The 24,095-nt window shown below is 72.6% G+C and carries 26 protein-coding genes; 15 read left to right on the top strand and 11 right to left on the bottom strand.

The features are described 5' to 3' along the window. Nucleotides 1–20: 20 nt before the first annotated feature. Complete coding sequence (locus ACIBJE_RS14170; RefSeq protein ID WP_396748051.1) at nucleotides 21–1,277, bottom strand: erythromycin esterase family protein; 1,257 nt, start codon at nucleotides 1,275–1,277, stop codon at nucleotides 21–23. A gap of 72 nt (nucleotides 1,278–1,349) precedes the next feature. Here ACIBJE_RS14170 and ACIBJE_RS14165 point away from each other — a divergent pair, with 72 nt between their 5' ends. After that, a complete protein-coding gene (locus tag ACIBJE_RS14165) occupies nucleotides 1,350–1,541 on the top strand; it encodes a DUF2795 domain-containing protein (protein ID WP_396748048.1) in 192 nt (63 codons plus the stop codon). Between the two features lie 48 nt (nucleotides 1,542–1,589). Here the strand turns inward: ACIBJE_RS14165 and ACIBJE_RS14160 are convergent, their stop codons facing one another. Then, nucleotides 1,590–2,489, bottom strand: coding sequence for a Gfo/Idh/MocA family protein (locus ACIBJE_RS14160; RefSeq protein WP_396748188.1), 900 nt, complete (start codon nucleotides 2,487–2,489; stop codon nucleotides 1,590–1,592). 163 nt (nucleotides 2,490–2,652) lie between these two features. On the opposite strand from ACIBJE_RS14160, the gene ACIBJE_RS14155 reads away from it, so the two are divergent. Beyond that, the gene (locus ACIBJE_RS14155) at nucleotides 2,653–3,048 is read left to right on the top strand and encodes a hypothetical protein (RefSeq protein WP_396748045.1); all 396 of its coding nucleotides are present in this window, start codon (nucleotides 2,653–2,655) and stop codon (nucleotides 3,046–3,048) included. A gap of 148 nt (nucleotides 3,049–3,196) precedes the next feature. Beyond that, on the top strand, nucleotides 3,197–3,613 hold the full coding sequence (locus ACIBJE_RS14150; protein ID WP_396748186.1) for a hypothetical protein: 417 nt from the start codon (nucleotides 3,197–3,199) through the stop codon (nucleotides 3,611–3,613). Nucleotides 3,614–3,716: 103 nt separating this feature from the next. Here ACIBJE_RS14150 and fabG read toward each other — a convergent pair whose 3' ends face one another. Further along, nucleotides 3,717–4,475 carry a 3-oxoacyl-ACP reductase FabG gene (gene fabG / locus ACIBJE_RS14145; protein WP_396748042.1) on the bottom strand — a complete coding sequence of 253 codons (759 nt, stop codon included), beginning with the start codon at nucleotides 4,473–4,475 and terminating at the stop codon, nucleotides 3,717–3,719. Between the two features lie 92 nt (nucleotides 4,476–4,567). Beyond that, on the bottom strand, nucleotides 4,568–6,220 hold the full coding sequence (locus tag ACIBJE_RS14140; RefSeq protein ID WP_396748039.1) for an alpha-amylase family protein: 1,653 nt from the start codon (nucleotides 6,218–6,220) through the stop codon (nucleotides 4,568–4,570). A gap of 92 nt (nucleotides 6,221–6,312) precedes the next feature. Here ACIBJE_RS14140 and ACIBJE_RS14135 point away from each other — a divergent pair, with 92 nt between their 5' ends. Both ACIBJE_RS14135 and ACIBJE_RS14130 read left to right on the top strand, forming a co-directional pair. Then, nucleotides 6,313–6,915 (top strand): DUF1349 domain-containing protein, encoded by a 603-nt coding sequence (locus tag ACIBJE_RS14135; RefSeq protein ID WP_396748036.1) that lies wholly within the window; start codon nucleotides 6,313–6,315, stop codon nucleotides 6,913–6,915. A gap of 113 nt (nucleotides 6,916–7,028) precedes the next feature. Next, nucleotides 7,029–7,700, top strand: a complete 672-nt coding sequence (locus ACIBJE_RS14130; RefSeq protein WP_396748033.1) for a DedA family protein — start codon at nucleotides 7,029–7,031, stop codon at nucleotides 7,698–7,700. A gap of 96 nt (nucleotides 7,701–7,796) precedes the next feature. Here ACIBJE_RS14130 and ACIBJE_RS14125 read toward each other — a convergent pair whose 3' ends face one another. From ACIBJE_RS14125 to ACIBJE_RS14115, 3 genes are all read right to left on the bottom strand, one after another. Next, entirely contained in the window at nucleotides 7,797–9,173 is a 1,377-nt protein-coding gene (locus ACIBJE_RS14125; protein WP_396748031.1) for a chitinase, read from the bottom strand. 63 nt (nucleotides 9,174–9,236) lie between these two features. Then, nucleotides 9,237–10,067: a YidC/Oxa1 family membrane protein insertase gene (locus ACIBJE_RS14120; RefSeq protein WP_396748028.1), complete on the bottom strand. Its 831-nt coding sequence runs from the start codon at nucleotides 10,065–10,067 to the stop codon at nucleotides 9,237–9,239. A gap of 165 nt (nucleotides 10,068–10,232) precedes the next feature. Next, nucleotides 10,233–10,532, bottom strand: a complete 300-nt coding sequence (locus ACIBJE_RS14115; RefSeq protein WP_396748025.1) for a DUF6412 domain-containing protein — start codon at nucleotides 10,530–10,532, stop codon at nucleotides 10,233–10,235. A 147-nt stretch (nucleotides 10,533–10,679) separates the two neighbouring features. Between ACIBJE_RS14115 and ACIBJE_RS14110 the strand changes: the two genes are divergently transcribed. The 4 genes from ACIBJE_RS14110 to ACIBJE_RS14095 all read left to right on the top strand — a co-directional run bounded on the left by ACIBJE_RS14110 (nucleotide 10,680) and on the right by ACIBJE_RS14095 (nucleotide 15,706). After that, nucleotides 10,680–11,840 (top strand): glutamate--cysteine ligase, encoded by a 1,161-nt coding sequence (locus tag ACIBJE_RS14110; protein ID WP_396748022.1) that lies wholly within the window; start codon nucleotides 10,680–10,682, stop codon nucleotides 11,838–11,840. Between the two features lie 4 nt (nucleotides 11,841–11,844). Next, nucleotides 11,845–13,212, top strand: coding sequence for an FAD-dependent oxidoreductase (locus tag ACIBJE_RS14105; RefSeq protein ID WP_396748019.1), 1,368 nt, complete (start codon nucleotides 11,845–11,847; stop codon nucleotides 13,210–13,212). 87 nt (nucleotides 13,213–13,299) lie between these two features. After that, nucleotides 13,300–14,172 (top strand): aminoglycoside phosphotransferase family protein, encoded by an 873-nt coding sequence (locus ACIBJE_RS14100; protein ID WP_396748016.1) that lies wholly within the window; start codon nucleotides 13,300–13,302, stop codon nucleotides 14,170–14,172. A 112-nt stretch (nucleotides 14,173–14,284) separates the two neighbouring features. After that, complete coding sequence (locus ACIBJE_RS14095; RefSeq protein WP_396748013.1) at nucleotides 14,285–15,706, top strand: WGR domain-containing protein; 1,422 nt, start codon at nucleotides 14,285–14,287, stop codon at nucleotides 15,704–15,706. Between the two features lie 92 nt (nucleotides 15,707–15,798). Here the strand turns inward: ACIBJE_RS14095 and ACIBJE_RS14090 are convergent, their stop codons facing one another. Beyond that, nucleotides 15,799–16,608: an Fpg/Nei family DNA glycosylase gene (locus ACIBJE_RS14090; RefSeq protein WP_396748010.1), complete on the bottom strand. Its 810-nt coding sequence runs from the start codon at nucleotides 16,606–16,608 to the stop codon at nucleotides 15,799–15,801. Nucleotides 16,609–16,833: 225 nt separating this feature from the next. Then, complete coding sequence (locus ACIBJE_RS14085) at nucleotides 16,834–17,097, bottom strand: GntR family transcriptional regulator (protein ID WP_396748007.1); 264 nt, start codon at nucleotides 17,095–17,097, stop codon at nucleotides 16,834–16,836. Nucleotides 17,098–17,459: 362 nt separating this feature from the next. Here ACIBJE_RS14085 and ACIBJE_RS14080 point away from each other — a divergent pair, with 362 nt between their 5' ends. Both ACIBJE_RS14080 and ACIBJE_RS14075 read left to right on the top strand, forming a co-directional pair. Further along, entirely contained in the window at nucleotides 17,460–17,636 is a 177-nt protein-coding gene (locus ACIBJE_RS14080) for a hypothetical protein (protein ID WP_396748004.1), read from the top strand. Continuing rightward, nucleotides 17,633–17,980 (top strand): hypothetical protein, encoded by a 348-nt coding sequence (locus tag ACIBJE_RS14075; RefSeq protein ID WP_396748001.1) that lies wholly within the window; start codon nucleotides 17,633–17,635, stop codon nucleotides 17,978–17,980. The genes ACIBJE_RS14080 and ACIBJE_RS14075 overlap by 4 nt, the downstream gene beginning before the upstream one ends. A gap of 35 nt (nucleotides 17,981–18,015) precedes the next feature. Here the strand turns inward: ACIBJE_RS14075 and ACIBJE_RS14070 are convergent, their stop codons facing one another. Together ACIBJE_RS14070 and ACIBJE_RS14065 are read right to left on the bottom strand one after the other, a co-directional pair. Beyond that, on the bottom strand, nucleotides 18,016–18,966 hold the full coding sequence (locus ACIBJE_RS14070) for a phosphotransferase (RefSeq protein WP_396747998.1): 951 nt from the start codon (nucleotides 18,964–18,966) through the stop codon (nucleotides 18,016–18,018). Between the two features lie 16 nt (nucleotides 18,967–18,982). Beyond that, nucleotides 18,983–20,239 carry a glycosyltransferase family 4 protein gene (locus ACIBJE_RS14065; RefSeq protein ID WP_396748184.1) on the bottom strand — a complete coding sequence of 419 codons (1,257 nt, stop codon included), beginning with the start codon at nucleotides 20,237–20,239 and terminating at the stop codon, nucleotides 18,983–18,985. A 258-nt stretch (nucleotides 20,240–20,497) separates the two neighbouring features. Here ACIBJE_RS14065 and ACIBJE_RS14060 point away from each other — a divergent pair, with 258 nt between their 5' ends. The 4 genes from ACIBJE_RS14060 to rocD all read left to right on the top strand — a co-directional run bounded on the left by ACIBJE_RS14060 (nucleotide 20,498) and on the right by rocD (nucleotide 24,057). Further along, the gene (locus ACIBJE_RS14060) at nucleotides 20,498–21,331 is read left to right on the top strand and encodes a thrombospondin (RefSeq protein WP_396747995.1); all 834 of its coding nucleotides are present in this window, start codon (nucleotides 20,498–20,500) and stop codon (nucleotides 21,329–21,331) included. Nucleotides 21,332–21,467: 136 nt separating this feature from the next. Continuing rightward, nucleotides 21,468–21,737 (top strand): hypothetical protein, encoded by a 270-nt coding sequence (locus ACIBJE_RS14055; RefSeq protein WP_396747992.1) that lies wholly within the window; start codon nucleotides 21,468–21,470, stop codon nucleotides 21,735–21,737. 281 nt (nucleotides 21,738–22,018) lie between these two features. Beyond that, on the top strand, nucleotides 22,019–22,834 hold the full coding sequence (gene ddaH / locus ACIBJE_RS14050; RefSeq protein WP_396748182.1) for a dimethylargininase: 816 nt from the start codon (nucleotides 22,019–22,021) through the stop codon (nucleotides 22,832–22,834). Continuing rightward, the gene (gene rocD / locus ACIBJE_RS14045) at nucleotides 22,834–24,057 is read left to right on the top strand and encodes an ornithine--oxo-acid transaminase (protein ID WP_396748180.1); all 1,224 of its coding nucleotides are present in this window, start codon (nucleotides 22,834–22,836) and stop codon (nucleotides 24,055–24,057) included. The genes ddaH and rocD overlap by 1 nt, the downstream gene beginning before the upstream one ends. The last annotated feature ends 38 nt before the right edge of the window (nucleotides 24,058–24,095 follow it).

Genomic DNA, 24,095 nt, shown 5'->3' with positions numbered 1-24,095 from the left:
ACACCCCGGCCACCTGCGGCTCACATGCCGGCCGGGTACGTCTCCAGCTCGCCCGGGGTGGTCAGGGCGGGCAGCGGGTGCAGGGCGGTGGTCTCGTCGCACCAGACGAAGGCGTCGTAGCGCTCACCCAGTCGGGTCGGCACGTAGTTGGACCGCGCCTCCCGGGACGGGTCGTAGACCACGCCGATCGCCCGGTGGTCGACCGTGCCGGTGACCCAGTCCGGCTGGTCCGCGCCGTCGAAGACCAGCACCGCCCGTTCCGGCAGCAGTTCGTGCAGCCGGTGCTCCAGCGAGCCCGGACGGGCCGGCGGGGTGGTCATCGCCTCGGCCGCCGACCCCCAGCGCGGCGCGGCCACCACACCGCCCCGGTAGCTGCCGAACCCCACCAGCACCACCGCCGGGTCGCCGTGCCGTTCCCGGGCGAGCTGGCCGACGTTGACCAGGCCGGCCCCGGCCATGTCGGTGGCCCGGGCGTCACCGACATGGGTGTTGTGCGCCCACACCACCCCCCGGGCGTCCGGGCCGTACCGGTCCAGAAGGCGGTCCAGGGTGTCGGCCATGTGGGTGTCCCGCACGTTCCAGGAGTCGTCCCCGCCGTTGACCATGGTCCGGTAGTACCGCTCCGCGCCGGCCACCACCTCCGCGTTCTGCCAGGCCGAGAAGCGGTCCGCGCCGTCGGCGGCGGCCTGTTCCCGGGTACGTGCCAACAGGCGCACCACCTCCTCCTCGCACCGTGCCGAGACGAACCGGCTGGCCAGGCCGTACTCCTCGGGTCGTTTGCCGTACGGCTCGAAGCAGCGGTACGCCTCCTGCGCGGCCTCCAGCGACCCCGGGTCCTCCTCGCCCAGGTAGTCGAAGATGGCCTGCATCGACTCCCAGAGGCTGTAGACGTCCAGACCGTGGAAGCCGGCACGCGCCGCCTGCGGCCGGTCCAGGTTCCACGCGCGCAGCCAGCGGCAGAAGCGGGCCACCTCGGCGTTCGCCCACATCCAGGTCGGCCAGCGCTCGAAACGTTCGAGCGCGGCCAGCGGGTCGGGGGCACCGCGCGGGACAGCGGTGACGGATCGGTTCACCCGGTCGCAGTCCGGCCAGTCCCCCTCCACCGCCACGAAGGAGAAACCGCACTCGGCGATCAGCCGGCGGGTGAGCTGTTCCCGTAGCCGGTAGTAGTCGTAGGTGCCGTGCGTCGCCTCGCCGAGCATGACGATCCGGGCATCGGCGACACGGGCCAGCAACGGGTCGAAGTCGCTCGGTGCGCCGAGCCGCTGGACCAGCATGTCCGCGGCTACCCGGGGCGGGTCGGGGCAAACCACAGGTGTGCGTCGACCGCCAGCGGGTAGCCGGCGTCCATGACGGTCACCGACGGACAGTGGTGGGAGTACCTGGCCGGACTGGACTACCCGGTGTCCCGGGAGGACCTGGTGCGCCGGGCCCAGGAGATCGGCGCGGGCACCGAGGTGCTCCAGGCCCTCCGGTCGCTGCCGGTCGAGGAGTTCGCCTCCGCCGACGAGTTGACCGACGCCCTGGCCACCCTCGCCTGACCACCCGAAGGCGGGGAAGAGAGCCGGGGGACGGAGTGGGACGGCGGGTCAGGGGACGGAGTGGGAGCGGGAGTCGGTGCGGGACTGCTCGGCGGCGGCGAGGACGGCGACCACCTCCCGGCCGAAGCGGACGTCACAGTGGTGGTCCCGGGTACCCGCGTCGATCTCCTCCAGCAGCTGGTCGACGGCGAGGGTGAAGGCGGTGACCGGGCTGCCGTCGCCTGGCGGCACGGTCGCGAGGCCGTTCTCGCCGAAGAAGACGACGTCGCGGGTCACCGCCTCGGGCGGCGTGTCGAGGGTGAGCGACAGCGAGCTGGTGGCCCCTCCCTCGTGGGTGAGCAGCAGGTGCACCAGTCCGCGCGGTCCGTCGGTGGCGGACACCCGGCTCACCGGACCGAGCACCGGCAGGACCATCGAGAGCGCGTGCGGACCGATGTCCCAGAGCGCGCCGTGCTCCCGCCGCCAGGTCGAGTCCGCGTACGGCATCGCCGGCTGGAAGATCGAGGAGAACAGGGTGACCCGGGCGTGGTGCCAGCCGCCCGCCGCGGCGGCCGCCCCGAGGAAACCCACCACGTTCGGGTGGAAGCGTTGGGTGAAGAAGACGATCGAGGCGACGCCGGACTGTTCGGCGGCGGCGACCACCCGGTCGGCGTCGGCCAGGTCCAGCGCCAACGGCTTGTCCAGCAGCAGGTGCCGGCCGGCGGTGGCGGCTCGTACCGCGATCTCCGCCTGCACGTCCGGCGGCAGCGCCACGGCGATCGCGTCCACCGCCTCGATCAGCGCGTCCGCCTCGTCGTACGTGGGCACGCCGTGTCGCCGCGCCAGCGCGGCGGCCTTCTCCGGGTTGCGTCCCCAGACCCCGGCCAGTTCGGCGCGCGGATGCGCGGACAGCGCCGCCGCGTGTGTCTCCGCCGCCCAGTGACCGGTGCCGAACAGTCCGAACCTCAGCAACCCGCACCCCCATCGTCCATCGGCCCCGGCCAGCTGCCCGGTCCGCGCTCCACGCTAGTGCGCCGGAGGCACGGACGCAGCCGGCAGCAGGCCGTCCCGGAGGCTGCCGGGACGCTGAGTACGCTGTCCGGGTGACCGAGGTAGGGACGGGGTGGCCCCGATGACCAGTGCCGCCGCAGCCGGCTCACCGGTGGACGGGATCCTCGCGACCGTCACGATCGTGCTGTCGCTCGTACTCGCGGCGTGGAGCCTGGTGACGGCGGCGCGCAACCGGCCCCCGGACCGCACCCATCTGCTGGGCCTCGCCGTGTTGGAGGTCGCGCTGCTGGCGCTCACCGTGGTCGCCCTTCTGGCGCTCGGCGGAGGCGACCGGCCGGGCGAGCCGGGCGCGTTCGCCGGCTACCTGGTGACGCTGGTCTTCCTGCCGCCGCTGGCGGCGGTGCTGGCGAGGATGGAGCCCACCCGCTGGGGCGCGGCGATCATCGGCGTGGTGTGCCTGGTCCTCCCGGTGGTCGTGGTCCGACTCCAGCAGACCTGGGAGGTCGTCGGTGGCTGACCGACCGGAGACGCCGTCGGCTCCCGACCGACCGAGGGCCTCGGCGACCGGACAGCCGGGGATCTCGGCGACCGACCGACCGGGGACCTCGGCGACCGGGCAGCCGGAGCGGGCGTCGTCGGCCGACCGGCCCGGGGCCTCGGCGGCGGTGAGCCCGCCCGGGACGTCTGGACGCGCCACCGGCCAGGGACCGGGACGGCTGCTGATCGCCGTCTACCTGCTGTTCGCCATCGCGGCGACCTCGCGGGCCGGACTCCAGATCGTCACCAGGTTCGACGAGGCCCCGCTGGCGTACCTGCTCTCCGGGCTGGCCGCAGTGATCTACATCGTGGCGACCGTCGGACTGGCCCGGGGCGGACGCTCCGGTCGTCGCATCGCCCTGACCTGTTGCACGATCGAGCTGGTCGGGGTGCTCGGGGTGGGTGCGCTCAGCCTGGTCGACCCGGCGCTCTTCCCGGACGACACGGTCTGGTCCGGGTTCGGCAGCGGTTACGGCTACGTCCCGCTGGTGCTCCCGGTGCTCGGCCTGGTCTGGCTCTACCGGACCCGGCACGAGCGGGCCTGACCCCCGACACGGGCGGACCTGGCCGGGTGCGCGCGGCGTACGCCGGCACCGTGGCCCGGCGGACCAGCCACCGGGCCATGGACCAGGAGTCGACGGGCAGGGGTCAGTCGCGGGGGCCACCGGCGACGTAGACGACCTGACCGGAGACGAAGCCGGCTCCCTCGCTGGCCAGGAACGAGATGGTGTGCGCCACGTCCTCCGGTCGACCGACCCGGCGGACCGGGATCTCGGCGGTGGCGTGCTTCTGGAGGTCCTCGAAGTCGACCTTCATCCGGGCGGCGGTCGCCGCGGTCATGTCGGTGACGATGAATCCGGGCGCGACCGCGTTGACGGTCACCCCGAACGGGCCGAGCTCGATCGCCAGCGTCTTGGTGAAGCCCTGGAGACCGGCCTTGGCGGCGGCGTAGTTCGCCTGCCCCCGGTTACCCAGCGCGGAGGTGCTGGAGAGGTTGACGATCCGCCCCCACTTCTGGTCCACCATGTGCTTCTGGGCGGCCTGGCTGAACAGGAACGCCCCGCGTAGGTGCACCCCCATGACCGTGTCCCAGTCGGTGTCGGTCATCTTGAACAGCAGGTTGTCGCGGAGCACCCCGGCGTTGTTGACCAGCACGGTCGGCGCGCCCAGTTCGGCGGCGACCCGCTCCACCGCCGCCTCCACCTGACTCCGGTCGGACACGTCCGCGCCGACGCCGAGCGCCCGGCCGCCGGCCGCGCCGATCTCCGCGACGGCCTCCTCCGTCGCCGACTCCTCGATGTCGACCACGGCGACCGCCAGACCGTCGGCGGCCAACCGGCGGGCGGTGGCCGCGCCGATCCCCCGCGCGCCTCCCGTGACGATCGCGACCCGCTGCCCTCCGGCCATACCTACCTCCCAGTAACAAGGCGACCCCCGCACCCTACCCCTCGGGTCCGCACCACGCGGACCCGCGCGGAGCGCGGTTCGGGCGGTACGGGTCAGGAGGACCAGGCGCGGCGCAGGCGGATCCAGCGGTAGCCGTAGCCGGCGATCCTTAGCTCGTCGAGCTTGCCGACACCGCCGTAGTCCCGGTCGGTGAGGACGTCGATCGGCAGGTCGGCCTCCTCCTGGAGCATGCTGAGGTCCACCACCGCGTCCCGCGTACCGAGGTTGTGCAGGAAGAGCATCGTGCCGGTGGCACCGTCGGCCCGGTGGGCGAGCACGCCCGGCGGCATCGGCACGTCGATGTGGGTGGTGGAGCCGGAGCCGATCTCGGGGGCCTCGCGCAGTGTCCGGATCATGCGCTCGAACCAGGCCAGCAGGGAGTTGCGGTCCCGACGCTGGTCGGTGACGTTGACCTTCTCGTACCCGAACTCCCCCTTGTCGATCACCGGGCGGACCAGCTTCTCCGGGTCCGCCGTGGAGAAGCCGGCGTTCGGCTGGTACGACCACTGCATCGGGGTACGGATCGCGTGCCGGCCGGGCAGGGAGAGGTCCTCCCCCATCCCGATCTCCTCGCCGTAGCGGAGCACCGGCGTGCCGCGCAGGGAGAACTGGAGGGCGTACGCCAGCTCGATGCGGCGGCGGTCGTTGCCGAGCATCGGGGCGAACCGGCGGCGGATGCCCCGGTCGTAGATGCGCATGTCCTTCTCCGGGCCGAACTGCGCGTACACCTGCTCGCGCTGCTCGGCGGTGAGCCGGGACAGGTCGATCTCGTCGTGGTTGCGCAGGAAGGTCGCCCACTGGGCACCGTGTGGCAGGGCCGGGGTGTCCCGCAGCGCCTCGATGACCGGCTCCGGGTCCTGCCGGGCCAGGGCGAGCATCAGCCGCCCGTTGAGCATGAAGTCGAAGAGCATGTGCAGCCGGTTGGCCGAGCCGGCGGCGTCGCCGAAGAACTGCGGCAGGTCGTCCGGCTCCACGTTGGCCTCGGCGAGCAGGACCGCGTCGCCCCGCCGCCACTGCACGTGCTGACGCAGTTCGGTGAGGAACTCGAAGTCCTTGGGCGAGTTGGCGTTGCCGGCCTCGGTCAGCTCGATGATGAACGGCACGGCGTCCATCCGGAAGCCGGAGACGCCGAGCTGGAGCCAGAACGACATGATCTTCTTGATCTCGTTCCGGACCTCGGGGTTGGTCATGTTCAGGTCCGGTTGGTACTTGTAGAACCGGTGGTAGTACCAGGACTTCGCGGTCCGGTCGTAGGTCCAGGTCTCGTGCTGCTCCCCCGGGAAGACCATGCCCTGGAAGCGGTCCGCCGGCTCGTGCTCGGACCAGACGTACCAGTCGCGGTACGGCGAGTCCGGCGAGGACCGGGCCGACTGGAACCAGGGGTGCTCGTCCGAGGTGTGGTTCACCACCAGGTCGATGATCACCCGGATGCCCCGGTTCGCCGCCTGGTGCAGCAGTTCGGCGAAGTCGCCGAGCGTGCCGAAGCGCGGGTCCACGTTGTAGAAGTCGGTCACGTCGTAGCCGTCGTCCTTGTTCGGCGACGGATGGATCGGGTGCAGCCAGAGGCAGGTGACCCCGAGTCGGGCCAGGTAGTCGAGCCGGCCGAGGAGGCCCCGGATGTCACCGACCCCATCGCCGTCGGAGTCCGCGTACGTGTCGATGTCGAGGCAGTAGACGACGGCCTCGGAGTACCACCTGTCACCCATGCCGCCATACCTTCTCCCGTCGATCATCTCGGCAAACACGAGCACGCCTCGGCGGCGGGACGGAGACCCGCCGAGCCGGTAGCCTGCCGGACATGGAACGTGAGCACGGCCCGCAGCCGGTCGACTGGTCCGAGGGGAGCTGGCTGCGCCAGCCGGTACGCGTCGAGGCGACCCCGACCGGTGATCTCCTGGTCGAACCCGCCGCGACCAGCGACCTCTGGCGGCACACCAGCTACGGGTTCGTGCACGACGACGCCCCGGCCCTGCTCGCCCCGTTCGCCGCCGGGAGCGCGGTCGAGGTGAGCTTCCGGCTCGACTACACGGAGCAGTTCGACCAGGCCGGCGTGCTGGTCCGGGTGGACGAGGAGCAGTGGATCAAGGCCGGCGTCGAGGTCTCCGACGGCCAGCCGCAGGTCGGCGCGGTGGTCACCCGGGGCGTCTCGGACTGGTCGGTCGCGCCGGTGCCGGAGTGGGTCGGCCGGGAGGTGACGGTGCGGGCCAGCCGGGCCGGCGACGCGCTGACCGTCCGCGCCCGGGTCGACGGTGAGCCGTGGCGACTGATCCGCCTCGCCCCACTGGCCCCGACGGCGGTCGCCACCGCCGGCCCGTTCTGCTGTTCACCGACGCGCGGCGGGCTGACCGTACGCTTCACCGGCTGGCGTCGCGGCCCGGCCGACGCCGCCCTGCACGACTGAGCCGGGCGACCGGCCAGCCGTGTCACTCCGGTGGCAGGTGCCACGGGAAGGTGTGACCGCCGCGGAATCGGGTAGCACCATCTGATCGATGGGCTCCCGGCGGAAGGACACGCATGGCACTCGCCGACAACGTCGACCCGGCACAACTCGGCGGGCTGACCGGCTGGGTGGCCGGGGTCATCGAGGCGATGGGTGCGCCCGGGGTGGCCTTCCTGGTCGCCCTGGAGAGCATCATCCCCCCGATCCCCAGCGAGATCGTCCTGGCGATGGCCGGCTACCTGGCCGGCGAGGACCGGTTCAACGTGGTCGTGGTCTGGCTGGCCGCCACCGTCGGTTCCCTGGTCGGCGCCCTCGCCCTCTACTGGGTCGGCGCGGGGCTCGGCGAGGACCGGCTCAAGCGCTGGCTGGACCGGCTCCCCCTGGTCGACCGGGACGACCTGGAACGCGCCGACCGCTGGTTCGAGCGGCACGGCCGCTGGGCGGTGCTGTTCGGCCGGATGGCACCGGTGGTGCGCAGCCTGGTGTCGATCCCGGCCGGGGCGAACCGGATGCCGTTGGTGGAGTTCAGCCTGCTGACCACGCTGGGCAGCGGCGTCTGGAACGCGATCTTCGTCGGCCTCGGGTACGCCCTCGGGTCGCGCTGGAAGGAGATCGACAAGTACAGCAGCTGGTTCGACTACGGCATCCTCGCCATCTTCGTACTCATGATCGCCAGTTGGGCGGTGAAGAAGGTGCGCCGCCGCCGGGCCCGGCGCGACCGGCAGTCGGTGACCACCGGTCGCTGAGCCGGGCGGCGAACAGCCGGATCGGGCCCGTCACGGCCCGGACGCCGACGCACCGACCGACCCCGGCCGGTACGGACGACGTCCGGGCCGACCGGGTCAGGGCAGCGTCGCCAGGTGCGGCTTCACGGTACGGGCGAAGCCGTTGCCGTTGCTGACGTCCCAGTTGACCGACCAGGTCATCGCGCCACGCAGGCCCGGGTAGGTGCGCGGCGGCCGGAAGCTGCCGCAGTTGGTGCCCTTCGTCAGGCAGTCCAGCGCGGCGTTGACCACGCTGGGCGGGACGATGCCGCCACCGGCCGCGCCCGGACCGGCGGGCAGACCGAGCGCCACCTGGTCGGGGCGGAGCCCGGCCTCCAACTGGATGCAGGTGAGCGCCACGATGAAGTTCACCGTGCCCTGCGGGTACGCGGCGTTACGGTCGCAGCCGAGCATCGCCCCGGAGTTGTAGAACTGGGTGTGTACGACGGTGAGGATGTCCCGGATGTCCAGGGCGAGCTTGAAGTAGCTGCCCTGGGGAGACTGCATGTCGATGGTCTGCGGGGCCATCGTGATGATCAGGTTCGCCCCGACCTTCGCCCGCAGCGACCGCAGCGCCTGGCCCATGTACGTCGGGTTCAGGCCGTTCTCCAGGTCGATGTCGACCCCGTCGAAGCCGTACCGCCCGATGAGCGCGTGCACGCTGTCGGCGAAGGCGACCGCGCTGGCCGCGTCGTTGACCGCCACCCGTCCGGTCTCGCCGCCGACCGAGATGATCACCTTCTTGCCCCGGGAGCGGAGGGTCTGCACGTCCGCCCGGAAGTCGGCGTCGGTGTAGCCGCCGAGGGACGCCGACAGACCCGGGTCGACGGCGAAGGACACCGCGCCGGGCGTGGCGGTGGCGTCGGCGAAGGCGACCGCGATCACGTCGTACTCGCTCGGCACGTCCCGCAGCCGCAGCTCGACCGCCGGGTTGTCGAAGTTGTGCCAGTACCCGGTGAGCACGTGCTTCGGCAGGCCGGAGGTGGGCGGCGGGGTGGTCGGAGGCGGCGGGGTCGTCGGGGGCGGGGTGGTGGGCGGCGGGGTGGTCGGCGGGGTGCCGCCCCCGCAGGACGCGCCGTTCAGGGTGCAGTTGCGCGGCACGCCGGAGCCGGTGGCGAGGAAGCCGAACGACACCGACGCGCCGGGGGCGATGCTGCCGTTCCAGGAGCGGTTGGTGAAGGTGTGCCGCTGGCCGGAGGAGGTGAGCAGGGCGTCCCAGTAGGTGCCGACGCTGGTGCCGGCGGGGAACTCGAAGGTGAGATTCCAGCCGTTGATCGTGCTGCCGCCGCCGTTGGTGATGGTGTACTTCCCCTCCCAACCGGTGCCCCAGTCGGCGGTCTTGACGAAGGTCGCGCTGGGTCCGGCGGCGAAGGCGGGCAACGACACCCAGGCCGCGCCGAGGGTCGCCACCACGGCCGCGACCAGGGAGAGGACAAGAGATCGGGAACGTTTCACAGGACCCTCCAGGCCCGAGCGGGCATCCATGGATGTCAACAGGTCCGGTAATTATCAAGAAAGTTAACTGTTTCTGTCCAGGGTTGCCGCCGAGGTTGACCGGTCGCGGCGCAGCACGGTGTGCTCCAGCGCGGTGAAGGCGGTGGTGGTGACCAGGTAGAGCACGCCCGCCAACGGCACCACCAGCGCGACCGGCAGCGTCGCGTACGGCAGTAACGGCAGGATCCGGCCGACGGCCGCTCCCACGTCCCCGGCCACCCCACCGGCCCCCGCCGCCGGGGACGGCACCGAGCCGGCGGACGGCCTCGACCCACCGGAGGACGACCCACCGGACGAGAACGGTCCGGCGGACGACGCCGAGCCGGCGGCCATGGTCCGCCGCATCCGCCGCGACGCCAACCAGGCCAGGGCCAGCAGCGCCGCCAGGAGCACGCCCCAGACCGGTCCGGCCGCTCCGGCGAGCCCGTCGGACAGGTGGTGCCCCAGCGGCACCCCGGCCAGTTCCCCGGCCAGCGCCGCCGGGTCGCCAGCGGTGAAGAGGCGGTACATGACCAGGAAGAACGGTGCCTGGAGCAGGGCGGGCAGGCAGCCCGCCAGCGGACTCGCCCCGGCGGAGCCGTACAGGTCGAGCAGTTCCCGCTGCAACCGGGCCGGGTCGTCGCCGTACCGGCGACGCAGCTCGCCGACCTGGGGGGCGAGGGCCGCGCGACGCCGCTCCCCGCGCACCTGGGCGACGGTGAGCGGTGCGATCAGCAACCGGACGGCGACGGTGAACCCGACGATGGCGACGGCGGTGGCAGCCCCGCCGGCCAGCGGCGCGACCGCGGCGGCGAGCGCGGAGACGGCGTGGGAGGCGACGCCGACGGCGGCGTCGAGTGGTGCGAAGGCGAGCATGGAGATACCCCTCGGTGCGATTCCGGTCGGATGTCCCTGATGGACGGATGACGGGCGGAATCGACCGCGTGCGCGGGACCTACGGCGCGGACCGGCGGGCCCGACGGTGCGGGCCGGCCGGTTGGCGGGTGGCAGTTGGCGGTGCCGGCGGACCCCGGCGACGCGTCACGCGGTCGCGGGGCGTACCCCCGGCGCGCGGGGGCGGGGGCGACCCGACGCGTCCGGGTCGAGCTGCCGGGGCACCCGACGGCGACGGGCCCGTTCCCGCAGGGAGCGGGCCTGCCGGCCGGCCTGCGGGCCGGCCGTGCCGGCCGCCGTGACCAGGACGGCCACCAACGTGGCGAGCAGCAGCGCCGCACCGACCGCCGCACCGGCGAGCAGCTCCACCGGCCGGTCGGCGAGCACGACGAACTGGCCGAGCGCGTACGCCCAGGCCCAGATCACCACCGACAGCGGAGCCACCACGGGCACAGCCTAGGACCCGCTGTCACGTTCCCGACCCCGGCGAGCCCGCCCCGACACGCCCGGACAACGTTTTCCGGCCGGGTACGGCTGGGTAGCCCAGAGCCAGCACCCGCGAGTGACGCGGACCGGAAGAAGGTGGTGAGGGCCGTGGCCGGCCAGGTGGCGATCCAGGACGTGACGAGCACGCCGGACGGATCCGATCTGCTCACCGTCGGCGTCGAGGAGGAGTTCCTCCTCGTCGACCCGCACACCGGCGTGGCCGTGCCCGCCGTCGACCTGGTGATGGAACAGGTGCCCCCCGAGCTGCGCGGCCAGGTCGAGCGGGAGTTCCAGACCAGCCAGATCGAGATCGGCAGCCCGCCCGGACTCGACCTCGGGGCGATCCGGCACTCCCTCGGGCTGCTGCGGGCCGGGCTCGCCGACGCCGCCGAGCGGGCCGGCGTCCGGCTGCTGGCCATCGGCACCGGCCCGGTCGAGGGACCGGTGCCCCCGGTGGTGGACAAGCCGCGCTTCGACCGGATGGTCGAACGGTTCCGGCTGCTCGCGCCCGGTCCGGGCAACAACGGCATGCACGTGCACGTCGGGATCCCCGACCCGGACACCGGCGTGCAGGTGCTCAACCACGTCCGGCCCTGGCTGCCGATCCTGCACGCGCTGACCACCAACTCCCCGTTCTCCGCGGGGGAGGACACCGGGTACGCGAGCTGGCGCTCGATCGAGTGGGAACACTGGCCCTCGGTGGCCCCGACCCCCTGGCTCGACTCGCACGAGCACTACCAGCGGCTGATCCGGCAGCTCATCGACAGCGGCATGATGCTGGACGAGGGAATGCTCTACTGGTACGCCCGGCTGTCGGCGAAGTACCCAACGGTGGAAATCCGCATCGGCGACGTCTGCCCGTCCCTGGACGACACGATCCTGGTGGCCGCGCTGGTCCGGAGCCTGGTCGGCACCGCGCTGGCGGAGATCGCCGCCGGTCGTCCGGCGCCCCGGGTCGACCACCATTTGCTGGTCGGGGCGCACTGGCGGGCCGCCCACGACGGCTTGACCGGCAAGGCCGTCGACCCGCACACCGGCGAGGTGGGTCCGGCATGGGAACTGCTGGAGCGCCTGGTCGACCGGGTCCGCCCCGAACTCGACCGGCACGGCGACGCCGACCAGGTCGACGACCTGCTCGCCGGGGTGCGCCGGCACGGCACCGGGGCCGAGCGGCAGCGCGCGGTGCACGCCCGCACCCATCGCCTCGTCGACGTGGTCGAGGACGTGGCGCGACAGACGCGCGGCGGGTCGCCGACGGTGGAAGACTGAACCGATGGCGGAGCGGTTGATCGTGGTGGGCGCCGATGCCGGCGGCATGGCGGCGGCGTCCCAGGCCCGACGGCGACGCGGGCGGGACGACCTGGAGATCGTGGCGTTCGACCGGGGGCGCTTCACGTCCTACTCGGCCTGCGGCATCCCGTACTGGATCAGCGGGCTGGTGGACGAGCGGGACGACCTGGTCGCCCGGGACCCGGCCACCTTCCGGGACGAGTACCACGTGGACGTCCGCCTCCGGCACGAGGTCACCGCCATCGACCTCGACCGGCGCGAGGTCGTCGCCCGGGACCTGGCCGGGGGCGGCGAGGTCCGCGAGCGGTTCGACACCCTGGTGTACGCCACCGGCGCGACCCCGGTGCACCCGGAGTGGGCCCGCACCGACGCGGACGGCGTGTTCGGGGTGCAGACCCTCGACGACGGCGACGCGCTGCGCGACTGGCTGGAACGCGACCCGAAGCCCCGCCGCGCGGTGGTCGTGGGCGGCGGCTACATCGGCGTGGAGATGGCCGAGGCGCTGATCGTGCGCGGCCTGGAGGTGACCCTCGTCGAGCAGGCCGACCAGCCGATGTCCACCGTCGACCCGGACATGGCCGGGCTGGTTGCCGACGCGATGCGCGGGCTCGGCATCGACATCCGTACCGGGGTGACGGTCACCGGGTTGGAGATCCGCGACGGCCGGGTCGCCGGGGTCCTTACGGACGCCGGCGAGTTCCCGGCCGATGTCGTCGTCCTCGGTCTCGGGGTGCGTCCGAACACCGCCCTCGGAGAGGCGGCCGGCCTGCCGGTCGGGCCGTCCGGCGGAATCCGGGTGGACCGCCGGATGCGGGTGATCGGGGCCGACGGGGTGTGGGCGGCCGGGGACTGCGTGGAGACCCTGCACCGGGTCAGCGGCCAGCCGGTCAACATCCCCCTCGGCACGCACGCCAACAAGCAGGGCCGGGTCGCCGGGATCAACATCGGTGGCGGGTACGCCACCTTCCCCGGCGTGATCGGCACGGCGGTGACCAAGGTCTGCGACCTGGAGGTGGGACGCACCGGACTGCGGGAGTCCGAGGCGACTGCCGCCGGCTTCGAGTTCGTCTCGGTGGTCACCGAGTCGACCAACCGGGCCGGCTACTACCCCGGGTCCCGCACGATGACGGTCAAGCTGATCGCCGAGAAGCCCGGCGGAAGGCTGCTCGGCGCGCAGATCGTCGGCTGGTCCGAGGCGGCCAAGCGGATCGACACACTGGCCGTGGCGCTGTGGAACGGCATGACGGTGGACGCGATGACCGGCCTCGATCTCGGCTACGCGCCGCCGTATGCCCCGGTCTGGGACCCGGTGCTGATCGCCGCCCGCAAGGCGGTCGACGCCCTCGCCTGACGGTCACCTCCGTCGCTGTCTCCATCCGGACGGAAGGCGGCCGGAAACGGTTGTACGAGCGCGCCGGGCCGGCCCGAGGATGGTCGGGTGGACCTGGAGATCCCTCAGCGGTTGGACTGGATGCGGCGGGTGCCCGCCGGACGCGACTGGCTGGCGGCGCTGCCGGAACGGCTGGCCGCCTGCGTGGACCGGTGGTCGCTGCGGCTCGGCCCGGCGTACCCGGAGGCGTTCGTGTCGCTGGCGCTCGCCGCCGACCTGCCGGACGGGACGCCGGCCGTACTCAAGCTCCAGTATCCCGGCTGGGAGAGCGAGCACGAGGCGGCGGCGTTGGCGGCCTGGGCCGGTGACGGCGCGGTCCGACTGCTGGCGCACGAGCCGGCGTGGCGGGCCCTGCTGATCGAGCGGTGCGTGCCCGGCGACCCGCTGTCCCACTGCCCGCCCGAGGAGGCGCTCGGGGTGGTCGTCGACCTGCTCCCCCGGCTCTGGCGGCCGGCTGGTGCCCCCTTCACGTCGCTGGCCGACGAGGCCGCCGGCTGGGTGGATCGGCTGCCGGGCAACTGGGAGCGGGCCGGCCGGCCGTACGAACGACGGCTCCTTGACGCCGCCCGCGACCTGCTCACCGGCCTGGCCCCGACCCAGGGTGAGCAGGTCCTGGTCAACCAGGATCTGCACGCCGGGAACGTGCTGCGGGCCGGACGCGAGCCGTGGCTGGTGATCGACCCGAAGCCGCTGGTGGGCGAGCGCGAGTTCAGCGTGGTGCCGATGGTGCGCGGCGCGGAGCTGGGCCACTCGCCGGTCGCGGTACGCCGCCGGCTGGACCGGCTCACCGCCGGGCTGGGGCTGGACCGGGAGCGGGTGCGGGGCTGGACGATCGGCCAGACGCTGGCCTGGAGCATCGGCGAGGGGCAGGTCTTCCCCCAGCAGGTCGAGGTGGTCCGCTGGCTCCTCGACGGCGGCTGAGCCGCAGGTCAGGCCCCGTTCGGCGGGCTTGTCAGGGGCGCGGGTTACGGTGTGCGCGCTGTCGACGTACCGGTCGGATCGCCGCCGGTCGCCCGCCCCCGGAGGATTCCCCATGCCGCAGGAGACGACGTACCTTGAGCTGTCCGAAGCGGACGGTGGCGCGCACAAGTTCTACGAGACCGTCGTGGACGGCTCCGAGCTGACCGTCCGCTACGGCCGGATCGGTGACCAGGGACAGGTCAAGACCAGCAGCTTCGCGGACAACGCGAAGGCCCGCGCCGCCGCCGCTAAGAAGATCGGCGAGAAGGTCCGCAAGGGGTACGCCCCGGCGGTGCGCGGGGTGCGGCAGAAGCGCGCGGTCAGCCGCCGCCAGATCGTCAGCACCCACTCCACGGCGCGGACCGCCCCGGTGCTCTGGCGGTACCACTCGGGTGCCCCGGCCTTCGGCATCTTCGTCGACGGCCAGCACTGCATGGTGGGCAACGAGCACGGGGTGATCACCACCCTCGGCCACGACGCCCAGGTGCTGAGCCAGGTCCGGCTGCCGGACGGGGTGAAGTGCATCGTCGCCGACGACGCCTGGATCTACGCCGGCTGCGACGACGGCAACGTCTACGACCTCTCCGGCAAGGTGCCCCGGGTGGCGTACACCATCGCGCCGGAGATCGACATCTACTGGCTGGACATCCACGACGGGGTGCTCGGCGTCTCCGACGCGGGCGGCGGCATCTCCGCCGTCGACCACGAGGACGAGTTCCTCTGGCGGCGGCCGGGGCGCGGCTCGTCGGCCTGGATGGTGCGCTGCGACGACGACGCGATCTACCACGGCCACTCGGCGGGGGTGACCGGCTTCGACTGGCGTACCGGCCAGGAGCTGTGGAACACCCGCACCGGCTCGGTCCTCTTCGGCTGGCAGGAACGCGACCACGTCTTCGCCGGCACCGGCACCCGCCAGGTCGTCCGGCTGACCAAGCACGGCCGGGCCGACCTGACGTACCAGTGCGACGCCCCGGTCTTCTCCTGCGCCGCCACCGAGAACGGCCGGTACGTCTTCGCCGGGGACAACCACTCCTCCATCTACTGCTTCGACGAGGCCGGCAACCGGCTCTGGAAGCTCGGCACCGGCTGCGGTTCGGCGTACTCCATGCAGTACCACGACGAACGCCTCTACGTGGTCACCACCGGCGGCTACCTGGCCTGCATCGACGCCAGCGAGCCGGCGATCCGGGCGGCCGAGGGCGGCAGCGTCCCGCAGGTGGTGGACGTCAAGGCACCACCCCGGATGGCGGCCACCGCCCCGTCGACCACGGTGGAGGTGGTCAACCACGCCGACGGCGGGGTGGTGGTGCAGTGCATCGAGGTGCGGGGGCAGCTGCGGATCCAGGTGCTCTCCGACGGGTTCCACCGGGACTGGTCGGTGCAGTTCCCCAAGGGCATCCGCGAACGGGGGGCCCGCTACCTGGTCCCCGAGGTCCGCGAGTCCGGCCGGGGCGGCTTCTACCGCGCGTACGGCGACATCCGCCGGCTGGTCTGAGCGCGGTGGTCGGGCCGGTGGTGCGGACCGGCCCGACCACCGGACCGGACCACGAGCGGTCGGCCCGGCCTGGAACGCGGGCACCGGCCGGGTCAGCCGGCCTGACAGGCGGCGCACCAGTAGAGGTTGCGCCCGCCCAACTCACCCCGGCTGACCGCCGAGCCGCAGACGTGGCAGGGGTCGCCGCTGCGGCGGTAGACGTACACCTCGCCGCCGTGCCGGTCGACGCGCGGCGCACGCCCCATCGCCTCGGGCAGGTGGGCCGGACGGACGGTGTCGATCCGCCCCCGCTCGACGGCGAGGGTCATCAGCTCCACGAGGTCGGTCCAGAGTGCCCGCCAGCCCTCCAGGGTCAGGTTCCGGCCGGGCAGCAGCGGCGGCAGTCCGGCCCGGAACAGCGCCTCGGTCACGAAGATCAAACCGGTGCCGGCCACCACCGACTGGTCGAGCAGGAGCGCGGCGAGCGGCGTCGGACTGCGGCAGATCCGGCCGTACGCCCGCGCCGGGTCGGCGTCGGCCCGCAGCGGATCCGGGCCGAGCCGGGCGCGCAGTGCCTCGACCTCACCCGGGGTGAGCAGCTCGCAGGCGGTGGGGCCGCGCAGGTCCAACCAGTGGCGGTCGCCGACCATGCGCAGCCGCACCTGCCCGACCGGCGCGGGCGGCTCCCCCGCCCCGTCGGTGAACTTGCCGTAGAGCCCGAGGTGGATGTGGAGGGTCATCTCCCCGGCGTAGTGGTGCAGCAGGTGCTTGCCGTACGCCTCGGTGCTCTCCAGCAGGGTGCCGGAGATCAGCGCGGCTCCTTCGGCGAACCGGCCCTGAGGGCTGCTGACCTGTGGTTTCTCCCCGGCGAACAACTCGGCGTGCCGGGCCGCCAGGCGGTGGATGCTATGTCCCTCGGGCACGGCCACCAAGGGTAGTCAGCGGTCGTCGCGCTCCACCGTCGGGGCGCGGGCCAGCACGACTTCGGCGATATGGGGGTGACACTCGGCCGGGACACCCCGAGATCGCCAAACCGGAGGGATCGTGGGCCGGATGGCACGGCCGGTTCCCTTGTGGCGACCTGACCACGGGCGTAGGCGATCAAGGCGGTGGCGTTCAGCACCACGAGGACCTCGTCCCCCGCGCGGCTACTCCTTGCCAGCCACGTACACGCCTCGCCCCGGCTGCCCCACGACCAGATCACGATCGTGCAGGAGCGACACGGCGCGGTACGCGGTGGCCACGCTGACAGCGAACTGATCGGCCAGCGCACTCGTGCTGGGCAACTTCGTCCCTGGCGCGAGCTCACCGCTTTTGATCTTCGCGGTCAATTCGTCGGCGATGCGTCGGTATTCGGCAGGTGCAGAGGGCATGACTTCGATCCCCTTGGTTCGGCCCTGCCATCTGACCATGCATGAACCACCGTCAGCAAGTGATGCAGGAAAACCACGCCGCGTGCTTTACCTACGTCAACCAGTGACGTAGTTTGCTTGTGGCTTCCTTTGGTTCGGCAACCTGTGGGCAAGCCCCGTCAGGGCGGCGCGGATCCCGTCGCCCTGACGGCCACCAACCCCAACAGCCAGCGGAGAGCACTGATGAGCTGGATCCGCCCTGACGACTACCTACTGACCACCGCGCTGACGCTGGCCCACCAGCACCGACCGGTCTGGAGTTGGAGACGCTGGCGCAGGGTGTGCCGCTGCGGCGCGAAGTTGCCTTGCCACGTCCGGCGTCGAATCCCGATCAACCGAGGGCACTGGCCCCGGGAGAAGCCATGACCGTCTACCGCGAGGTGCCGTTCCTCGTGCAGGCGGCCTGGTACTGCCTGGACCACCACCGCCACAGCCGTTGCCCGAGATGCACGGAGACCGGGTTCTGCCCGATGGTGGACGCCGCCCGCGCCCGGATCAGGACATGGCGTCGGCACCGTGGCGTGTTCGGCTGGCGATGACCGCTCCCCTGCCCGGAGCCGGTGACCTGGTGCTGGTGACCCGCGCGGCCAGCGTCCAGTTCGTCACGCCGATCGTGTTCCGCGTGATCCGGGTGCTCGACCGGGTCACCTTCGACGGGTGGGTCTGGCTCGACGGCTACCAGCTCGACAGGAAGGGTGACGCGATCGCCCGCCGGTCGATCTTCGTGCAGCCGGCCGGGCTGCGGGTCCAGCAACGCTCGTCCACACCCCGAACACCGGCCGTCCTGCCGACCGTACGCCAGAATCGCGGACCGGTCGGGCTGCCACCGACCACCCCGCAGCGCCGGACGACGCAGGCGCGGCGTACGGCGAGTCACGGCTGACGCCGCCACCTGTCACCGTCGCGCCGGAAACTCCGTCAGTCGGTCAGCCCGCCTGCGAACGGCATCGACCGCCACTGCTCGACGAGCGGCCGGGTCGCGTCGGCCAGCATGGGCAGTTGTGGGGCGAGCGCGAGGCAGGCGACGCCTCGCAGCATTCCCACCGCGTTCACGAAGCCCAGGACGTCCCGGTTCAACTCCCGCAGTCCCCTGCGCCGCGCTTCGCGGTCGTAGGCGGCCTCGCAGTCGGGGCCGAGGCCGGCGAGATCCCACTCGACCGGCCCCAGCGTGACCATCTCGAAGTCGGCGTACAACTGCCCGCGCACCTCCGGGACGATGTTGACCGCCGGACAGTCACCGTGGATGGGCTGGAGGTCGGCTCCCGGGAACCTGCGCTCGAACGCCTCGCGGGACCGTACGAGAGGCTCCAGGACCTGCCACTCGTGGCGGGCGCGGCCCAGGTCGGCCGGGTCGAGGAGGTCGGGGTGGTCCTCCAGCAGAGCAAGGCTGTCCTCGATGAACCGGGGTTCGGCAGCGGACAGGAACGACAGGTCGCCCGGGTAGTCGCGCAACGCGGCGTGCAGGTCGGCGACGAGGCCGGCGTTCGCCACGTAGTCGGGCTCGGCGTCCGGGTCCACCTCGACGAGCTGCCAGAACGTCATCGAGAACCCGTCACGCTGGACCGGTTGCGGTGCGACGAGCGGGCTGGGCGGGATGACCGGCGTGCCACGGTCGGCGAGCCACCGGGTCACGTCCAGTTCCGCCCGCTGCCGGACCGCCTGGCTGTCGAGGTCCGCGTAGTGCGGCAGCACCGTGAGCACCCGGGCCACGACCGGCGATGGTGCGAGGTGGACGACCACAGAGAACACCTCGTACAGCACCTTGGGGTCGGTCACGGTGAGCCCGAGACCACGTCCGGCGTGGACGGCGGCGTCGACGGCACGTGCGGTCCGGTGGGCGATCTGCTCCGGGGGCATGAACTCGGTCACGGCAAGATCTTCTCATTCACGGGTGCAGCAGCGCGGTGTAGATCCGGTCGAGCACCTCGGCCTGGGCCGGCCAGGACCAGGACTCCAGCAAGCCCGGGGCTTCGTATGCGGCCCGGTAGCGGGCGGGGTCGGCGAGCACCGTCCGCACTGCACGGACCAGGTCGGCGACGTCCCCGGCCCGGAACACCTCGCCCTGGCCGGTACGCCGGACCGTCTGCGCCATCGTCCGCACGTCGCTGACCACGATCGGCAGCCGGGCGTGCGAGTACTCGAAGAACTTGGTGATCAGGGCGATTTCGTGATTCGGCCAGTGTTCGATCGGGATCACCCCGACGTCCGCCCCGGCGAGCAGCGGCACCACCTGGTCGGCGGCGACGTACCCACCGACGTGCAGCCGGTCTCCGACGCCGAGTTCCGTCGCCCGCGCGACCAGGCCCCGGACGTGGTCGCCGTCGGGCCGGTTCACCACGAACGCGAGGTGCGTGCCGGACAGGTCGGGCAGCGCCTCCACCAGCACACGCAGCCCGCGTTGCGGGGACGCCGCCCCGCTGTAGACCAGCAGCGGCACCTCCGGTCCGATCCCGCACCGCTGGCGCAGGGACTCCGCCTCCGGCGCGGTGTCCGGCAGGTCCGGCGCGTTGAGCACCACCGCCGGCCGGTCGGCGAGGCCGTGTTCGGCCTGCAACAGTCGGGCCAGTTCGTCGGAGACGGTCACCACCGCGTCGGCGTACGGGGCGTACTCCCGCTCGTGCGCCCGGTGGGCGGGCAGCCAGCGGACGTTGTCCCGCCAGGGCTTGATGCCGGGGAGGAACTCGTGCGCGTCCCAGAGCAGCCGGATGGTCCGGCCCCGTTCCCTGGCCCGCAGCTTGGCTCGTGCGCCCACCCCGAGCATCCGGAAGTCGTGGGCGTGGACGAGGTCCGGGTCGAGGGCGTCCACCACCGGTCCGTACGCCCGCTCGTACTGCCACAGGGACGGTTCGAGCCGCCGCCAGGCCCGCTCCCGCAGGGTCACCGACCAGAACCGGGTGTACGCCAGTTCCACCGGCTTGCGCAGGCCGCCGAGCGCCGCCACCGCGCGCCGCCGACGCGCCTGCGTCCCGGTGGCCGGGCCGCCCATCGGCAGCAGCCGTACCTCGGCGCGACCGAGCCGCCACCGGTGCGGCGCGCCGTCTGGCGAGCGGCCGAGCAGCGTCACGTCCCAGCCGGCGGCGGCGGCCGAACGGGCCGCCTTCTGCACCCGAGAGTCGCCGTGCACCGCGTTGTCGACCAGCATGACCACGCGGCCCCGGGCACCGGGAACGTGGTCGTCGTCTCTGCCCGCACCGGTCACGGGTCGAGATCCTACGGCCGTTCCGGCCCCCGCCACAGCGTGAAACGAACTGGTCGACCCCTCGTTCACCTGCAATTCCATTGAGGGACGCCGGAGGGGACAGGTGTGCCGGAAGAGGGCCGGGGGTACCTCACGAGCATCACCGCGTGGCAGCCGGCGGCGCGTCCGAGGTCTCCACGCACCGACCAGGAGGTGTTCGTCGTGAAGATTCCCCTGCTGTCGAGCCGGAACGAACCGGCCACCCGGGACGGGAACGAAGCCGCCCCGGAGACCGTCCACCCCGCCGACCGGGACCTGTCGTCGGTGTCGTCCACCGGCCGGGTCGCCGAACCGATGGGCACCGACCGGGACGGCGACCGGACCACGTACCGCAGCGCCGCCGCGACGGCCGACGGCCGTGACCACCGGGGCGACCCGCCGCCGGCGGACGGCCGGATCCGTGACCCCCGGGACGCCGAGGCGGAGCGACGGGCCTCGGCCCGGGCGGCGACCGCGCGGGCCGCCACCGTCCGCCCGGCGGAGACGGACCCGGACCGGGGCCCCGTCCGGCCGGGCCCTGATTCGACCACCGGTACCGCGACCACCAGCACCATGGAGCGGACCAGCGACCTGGACCGGGCGACCCAGGAGCGTACGGTCGACCGCCACCCGGACCTCGACCCCGTCGTCGCGGACCGGCATGCCCCGGAGCCGGCGGTGGTGGCCGGCAAGAAGCCCCGGGCCAGCCTGCTCGCCACCCTGGGGCTGGTCGTCGGGGTGGCCGGGCTGCTCTTCGTGCTCACCGGCACCCTCGCCGGGTACGGCATCGCGGTCGGCGCGGTCGGCGCGGTGCTGGCCGTCCTCGGCCTGATCGCCACCCGCCGTCGGCACGTCGCCGGCAAGACCGACGCGCTGCTCGGCATCCTGGCCGGCCTCGCCGCCGTGGTGCTCGGCGTGCTCGCGATGACCGGCCAGTACGACTGGCCGACCACCGACGGCGACCTTGTCAACCGCTTCCGAGAGTGGCTTGACTCACAGTTTGTCGACCGCTTCTGACGGGCACTGTTGGCGGCGCCGGTGGTGCACCGGTCGAGCCCGGTCAAACTGGTGGTTCACCAGCGGGGGCGACATCTCTTTCAGGGGCGGCGGTTCGCCGCCCCTGAAGCATGTCCGGGGCCGAATGCCATGGCGGGTGAGCAGGAGGTCCGTCACCAGGGCACGTTCCCGGCGTCGTGCGCTGGCCGCAGCCGAGCGACGCGCCCGGCGGGCCGCGACGAGTCAGCCCTCGCTCGTGCTGGCCACCACCGTGGTCCTGCCCGAGTCCTGCCGCGCCAACCTGTTGGCAGGCCTGGCCGCCGTGCCGGTCCTGGACGCGCCGGCCGTCACGACAGTCATCGCCTGGCCACCGCACAGCCGCTCCCGGGCCCTCGCCGACCTGGTCCGCGTAGCCACACGCCTCTGACTCGTCACTCCCGCAGCCTGCCGACGGCCGACGCACCATTCGGCGGTGGGCCTGGATGACCTGCTCGGGAAAGAGGCGGCGACCCTGATCGGCCGTCCGCCGCGCTGCGGCACGCAACGAATCGCACGTCCACTGCCCCACAGACGCAATGAACCTACGCTTCACGCAATCCTCACGGGTGGATACCGCCGCTGCCAGCCGCATAGCGTTGGAGCAACGGCGCCAGCCCGCAGGCCGCGAGTGGCCGGGCGCGCCCGACCCCCGGGAGCAGGACAATGACGATGGACGCCACCAGCCAGCGCTTTCTCATGTGCCGGCCGACGTACTTCGCCGTCGACTACGCGATCAACCCCTGGATGGACCCCACCGCGCCGGTCGACGCCGACCTGGCGATCCGGCAGTGGGAGCAACTGCGGCGGACCTACCGCGAACTCGGTCACACCGTCGAGGAGATCACCCCGGTCCCCGGCCTGCCCGACATGGTCTTCGCCGCCAATGGCGGCACCGTGATCGACGGCCAGGCGATGGCCGTGCAGTTCCGCGACCCGCAGCGAGCCGACGAGGCCCCCGCGTACCGGGCCTGGTTCGAGGCCGCCGGCTTCGAGATACACGACCCGAAGCACGTCAACGAGGGCGAGGGCGACATCCTGCTCGCCGGTGACCTGCTGCTCGCCGGCACCGGATTCCGCACCGCGCACGCCTCGCACGCCCAGTTGCAGGAGGTCTTCGGCTATCCGGTGATCACCCTCCAGCTGGTCGACCCCCGCTTCTACCACCTGGACACCGCGCTCACCGTGCTGGACGAGCGGACCGTGGCGTACCTGCCCGAGGCGTTCTCGCCGGGCAGTCGGGCGGCGCTGCGTCGGCTCTTCCCCGACGCGGTGCACGCGACCATGGCCGACGCCGAGGTGCTGGGGCTGAACGCGGTCAGCGACGGCCGGCATGTGGTGCTGCCCGCCCAGGCCACCGATCTCGCCGCGAAGCTGCGGGACCGGGGCTACGAGACCATCGGTGTCGACCTGTCCGAGCTGCGCAAGGCCGGCGGTGGCCCGAAGTGCTGCACGTTGCGACTCCGTCAGGGAAAGGCAGGCAAGTGATCGTCGACGACATGCTGCGGACGCCGGACGCGGTCCGGGACGCCGAACGGTGGACCGCGCACAACTACCACCCGCTGCCGGTGGTGATCTCGTCCGCCGAGGGTTCCTGGCTCACCGATGTGGACGGGCGGCGCTACCTCGACTGCCTGGCCGGCTACTCCGCGCTCAACTTCGGCCACCGGCATCCGCAGCTGATCGCCGCCGCGCACGACCAGCTCGACAAGCTGACCCTGACCAGCCGGGCGTTCATCCACGACCAGTTCGCCGACTTCTGCCGCGAGCTGGCCCAGCTCTGCGGCAAGGAGCTGGTGCTGCCGATGAACACCGGCGCGGAGGCGGTGGAGACCGCGATCAAGGTCGCCCGCAAGTGGGGCTACCAGGTCAAGGGCGTGCCGGCCGGGCAGGCGAACATCGTCGTCGCCGAGGGCAACTTCCACGGCCGGACGACCACCATCGTCAGCTTCTCCACCGACGCGGACGCCCGGGACGACTTCGGCCCGTACACCCCCGGGTTCACCGTGGTGCCGTACGGCGACCTGGACGCGCTGACCGCCGCCATCGACGACAACACGGTCGCCGTGCTCATCGAGCCGATCCAGGGCGAGCAGGGCGTGATCGTGCCCCCGGAGGGCTACCTGCCCGGCGTACGCCAGGTCTGCACCGAGCGCAACGTGCTCTTCCTGGCCGACGAGATCCAGTCCGGCCTCGGCCGCACCGGCGAGACCTTCGCCTGCGCCCACGAGGGCGTCGTGCCGGACATGTACCTGCTCGGCAAGGCACTCGGCGGCGGCATCGTGCCGGTGTCCGCGGTGGCCGCGAACGCCGACGTGCTGGGCGTGCTCAAGCCCGGCCAGCACGGCTCCACCTTCGGCGGCAACCCGCTGGCCTGCGCGGTCGCCACCGAGGTGGTCCGGCTGCTGGCCACCGGCGAGTTCCAGCGACGCTCCGCCGAGCTGGGCGAGCGGCTGCACGCCGGACTACGGGAGCTGATCGGCCGGGGCCTGGTCGCCGTCCGGGGCCGGGGCCTTTGGGCCGGTCTGGACATCGACCCGGCGCTGATGACCGGCCGTCAGGCGTGCGAGCGGCTGATGGAGCGCGGGATCCTCGCCAAGGACACCCACGGCTCCACGATCCGCCTGGCCCCGCCCCTGGTCATCACCGCCGAGGAGATCGACCACGCCCTGGCCCAGCTCACCGCCGTCCTCACCCCCACCGCCTCCTGACCCCATCCCACCTGAGCGTCGATCAAGAAGTTCGCGTC

It is taken from the genome of Micromonospora sp. NPDC050187 (assembly GCF_044459745.1).
Lineage (GTDB): Bacteria > Actinomycetota > Actinomycetes > Mycobacteriales > Micromonosporaceae > Micromonospora.
This window is presented reverse-complemented; position numbering and strand designations above follow the sequence as displayed.

Bases quoted from the DNA above. Each gene is read 5' to 3' on its own strand.
- fabG (WP_396748042.1), bottom strand. From the start codon at position 4,475: ATGGCCGGAGGGCAGCGGGTCGCGATCGTCACGGGAGGCGCGCGGGGG.
- ACIBJE_RS14065 (WP_396748184.1), bottom strand. From the start codon at position 20,239: ATGCTGGTCGACAACGCGGTGCACGGCGACTCTCGGGTGCAGAAGGCG.
- ACIBJE_RS14080 (WP_396748004.1), top strand. From the start codon at position 17,460: ATGACCGTCTACCGCGAGGTGCCGTTCCTCGTGCAGGCGGCCTGGTAC.
- ACIBJE_RS14105 (WP_396748019.1), top strand. From the start codon at position 11,845: ATGGCGGAGCGGTTGATCGTGGTGGGCGCCGATGCCGGCGGCATGGCG.
- ACIBJE_RS14165 (WP_396748048.1), top strand. From the start codon at position 1,350: ATGACGGTCACCGACGGACAGTGGTGGGAGTACCTGGCCGGACTGGAC.
- ACIBJE_RS14130 (WP_396748033.1), top strand. From the start codon at position 7,029: ATGGCACTCGCCGACAACGTCGACCCGGCACAACTCGGCGGGCTGACC.
- ACIBJE_RS14085 (WP_396748007.1), bottom strand. From the start codon at position 17,097: ATGGTCAGATGGCAGGGCCGAACCAAGGGGATCGAAGTCATGCCCTCT.
- ACIBJE_RS14135 (WP_396748036.1), top strand. From the start codon at position 6,313: ATGGAACGTGAGCACGGCCCGCAGCCGGTCGACTGGTCCGAGGGGAGC.
- ACIBJE_RS14155 (WP_396748045.1), top strand. From the start codon at position 2,653: ATGACCAGTGCCGCCGCAGCCGGCTCACCGGTGGACGGGATCCTCGCG.
- ddaH (WP_396748182.1), top strand. From the start codon at position 22,019: ATGGACGCCACCAGCCAGCGCTTTCTCATGTGCCGGCCGACGTACTTC.
- ACIBJE_RS14075 (WP_396748001.1), top strand. From the start codon at position 17,633: ATGACCGCTCCCCTGCCCGGAGCCGGTGACCTGGTGCTGGTGACCCGC.
- ACIBJE_RS14170 (WP_396748051.1), bottom strand. From the start codon at position 1,277: ATGCTGGTCCAGCGGCTCGGCGCACCGAGCGACTTCGACCCGTTGCTG.
- ACIBJE_RS14120 (WP_396748028.1), bottom strand. From the start codon at position 10,067: ATGCTCGCCTTCGCACCACTCGACGCCGCCGTCGGCGTCGCCTCCCAC.
- ACIBJE_RS14140 (WP_396748039.1), bottom strand. From the start codon at position 6,220: ATGGGTGACAGGTGGTACTCCGAGGCCGTCGTCTACTGCCTCGACATC.
- ACIBJE_RS14095 (WP_396748013.1), top strand. From the start codon at position 14,285: ATGCCGCAGGAGACGACGTACCTTGAGCTGTCCGAAGCGGACGGTGGC.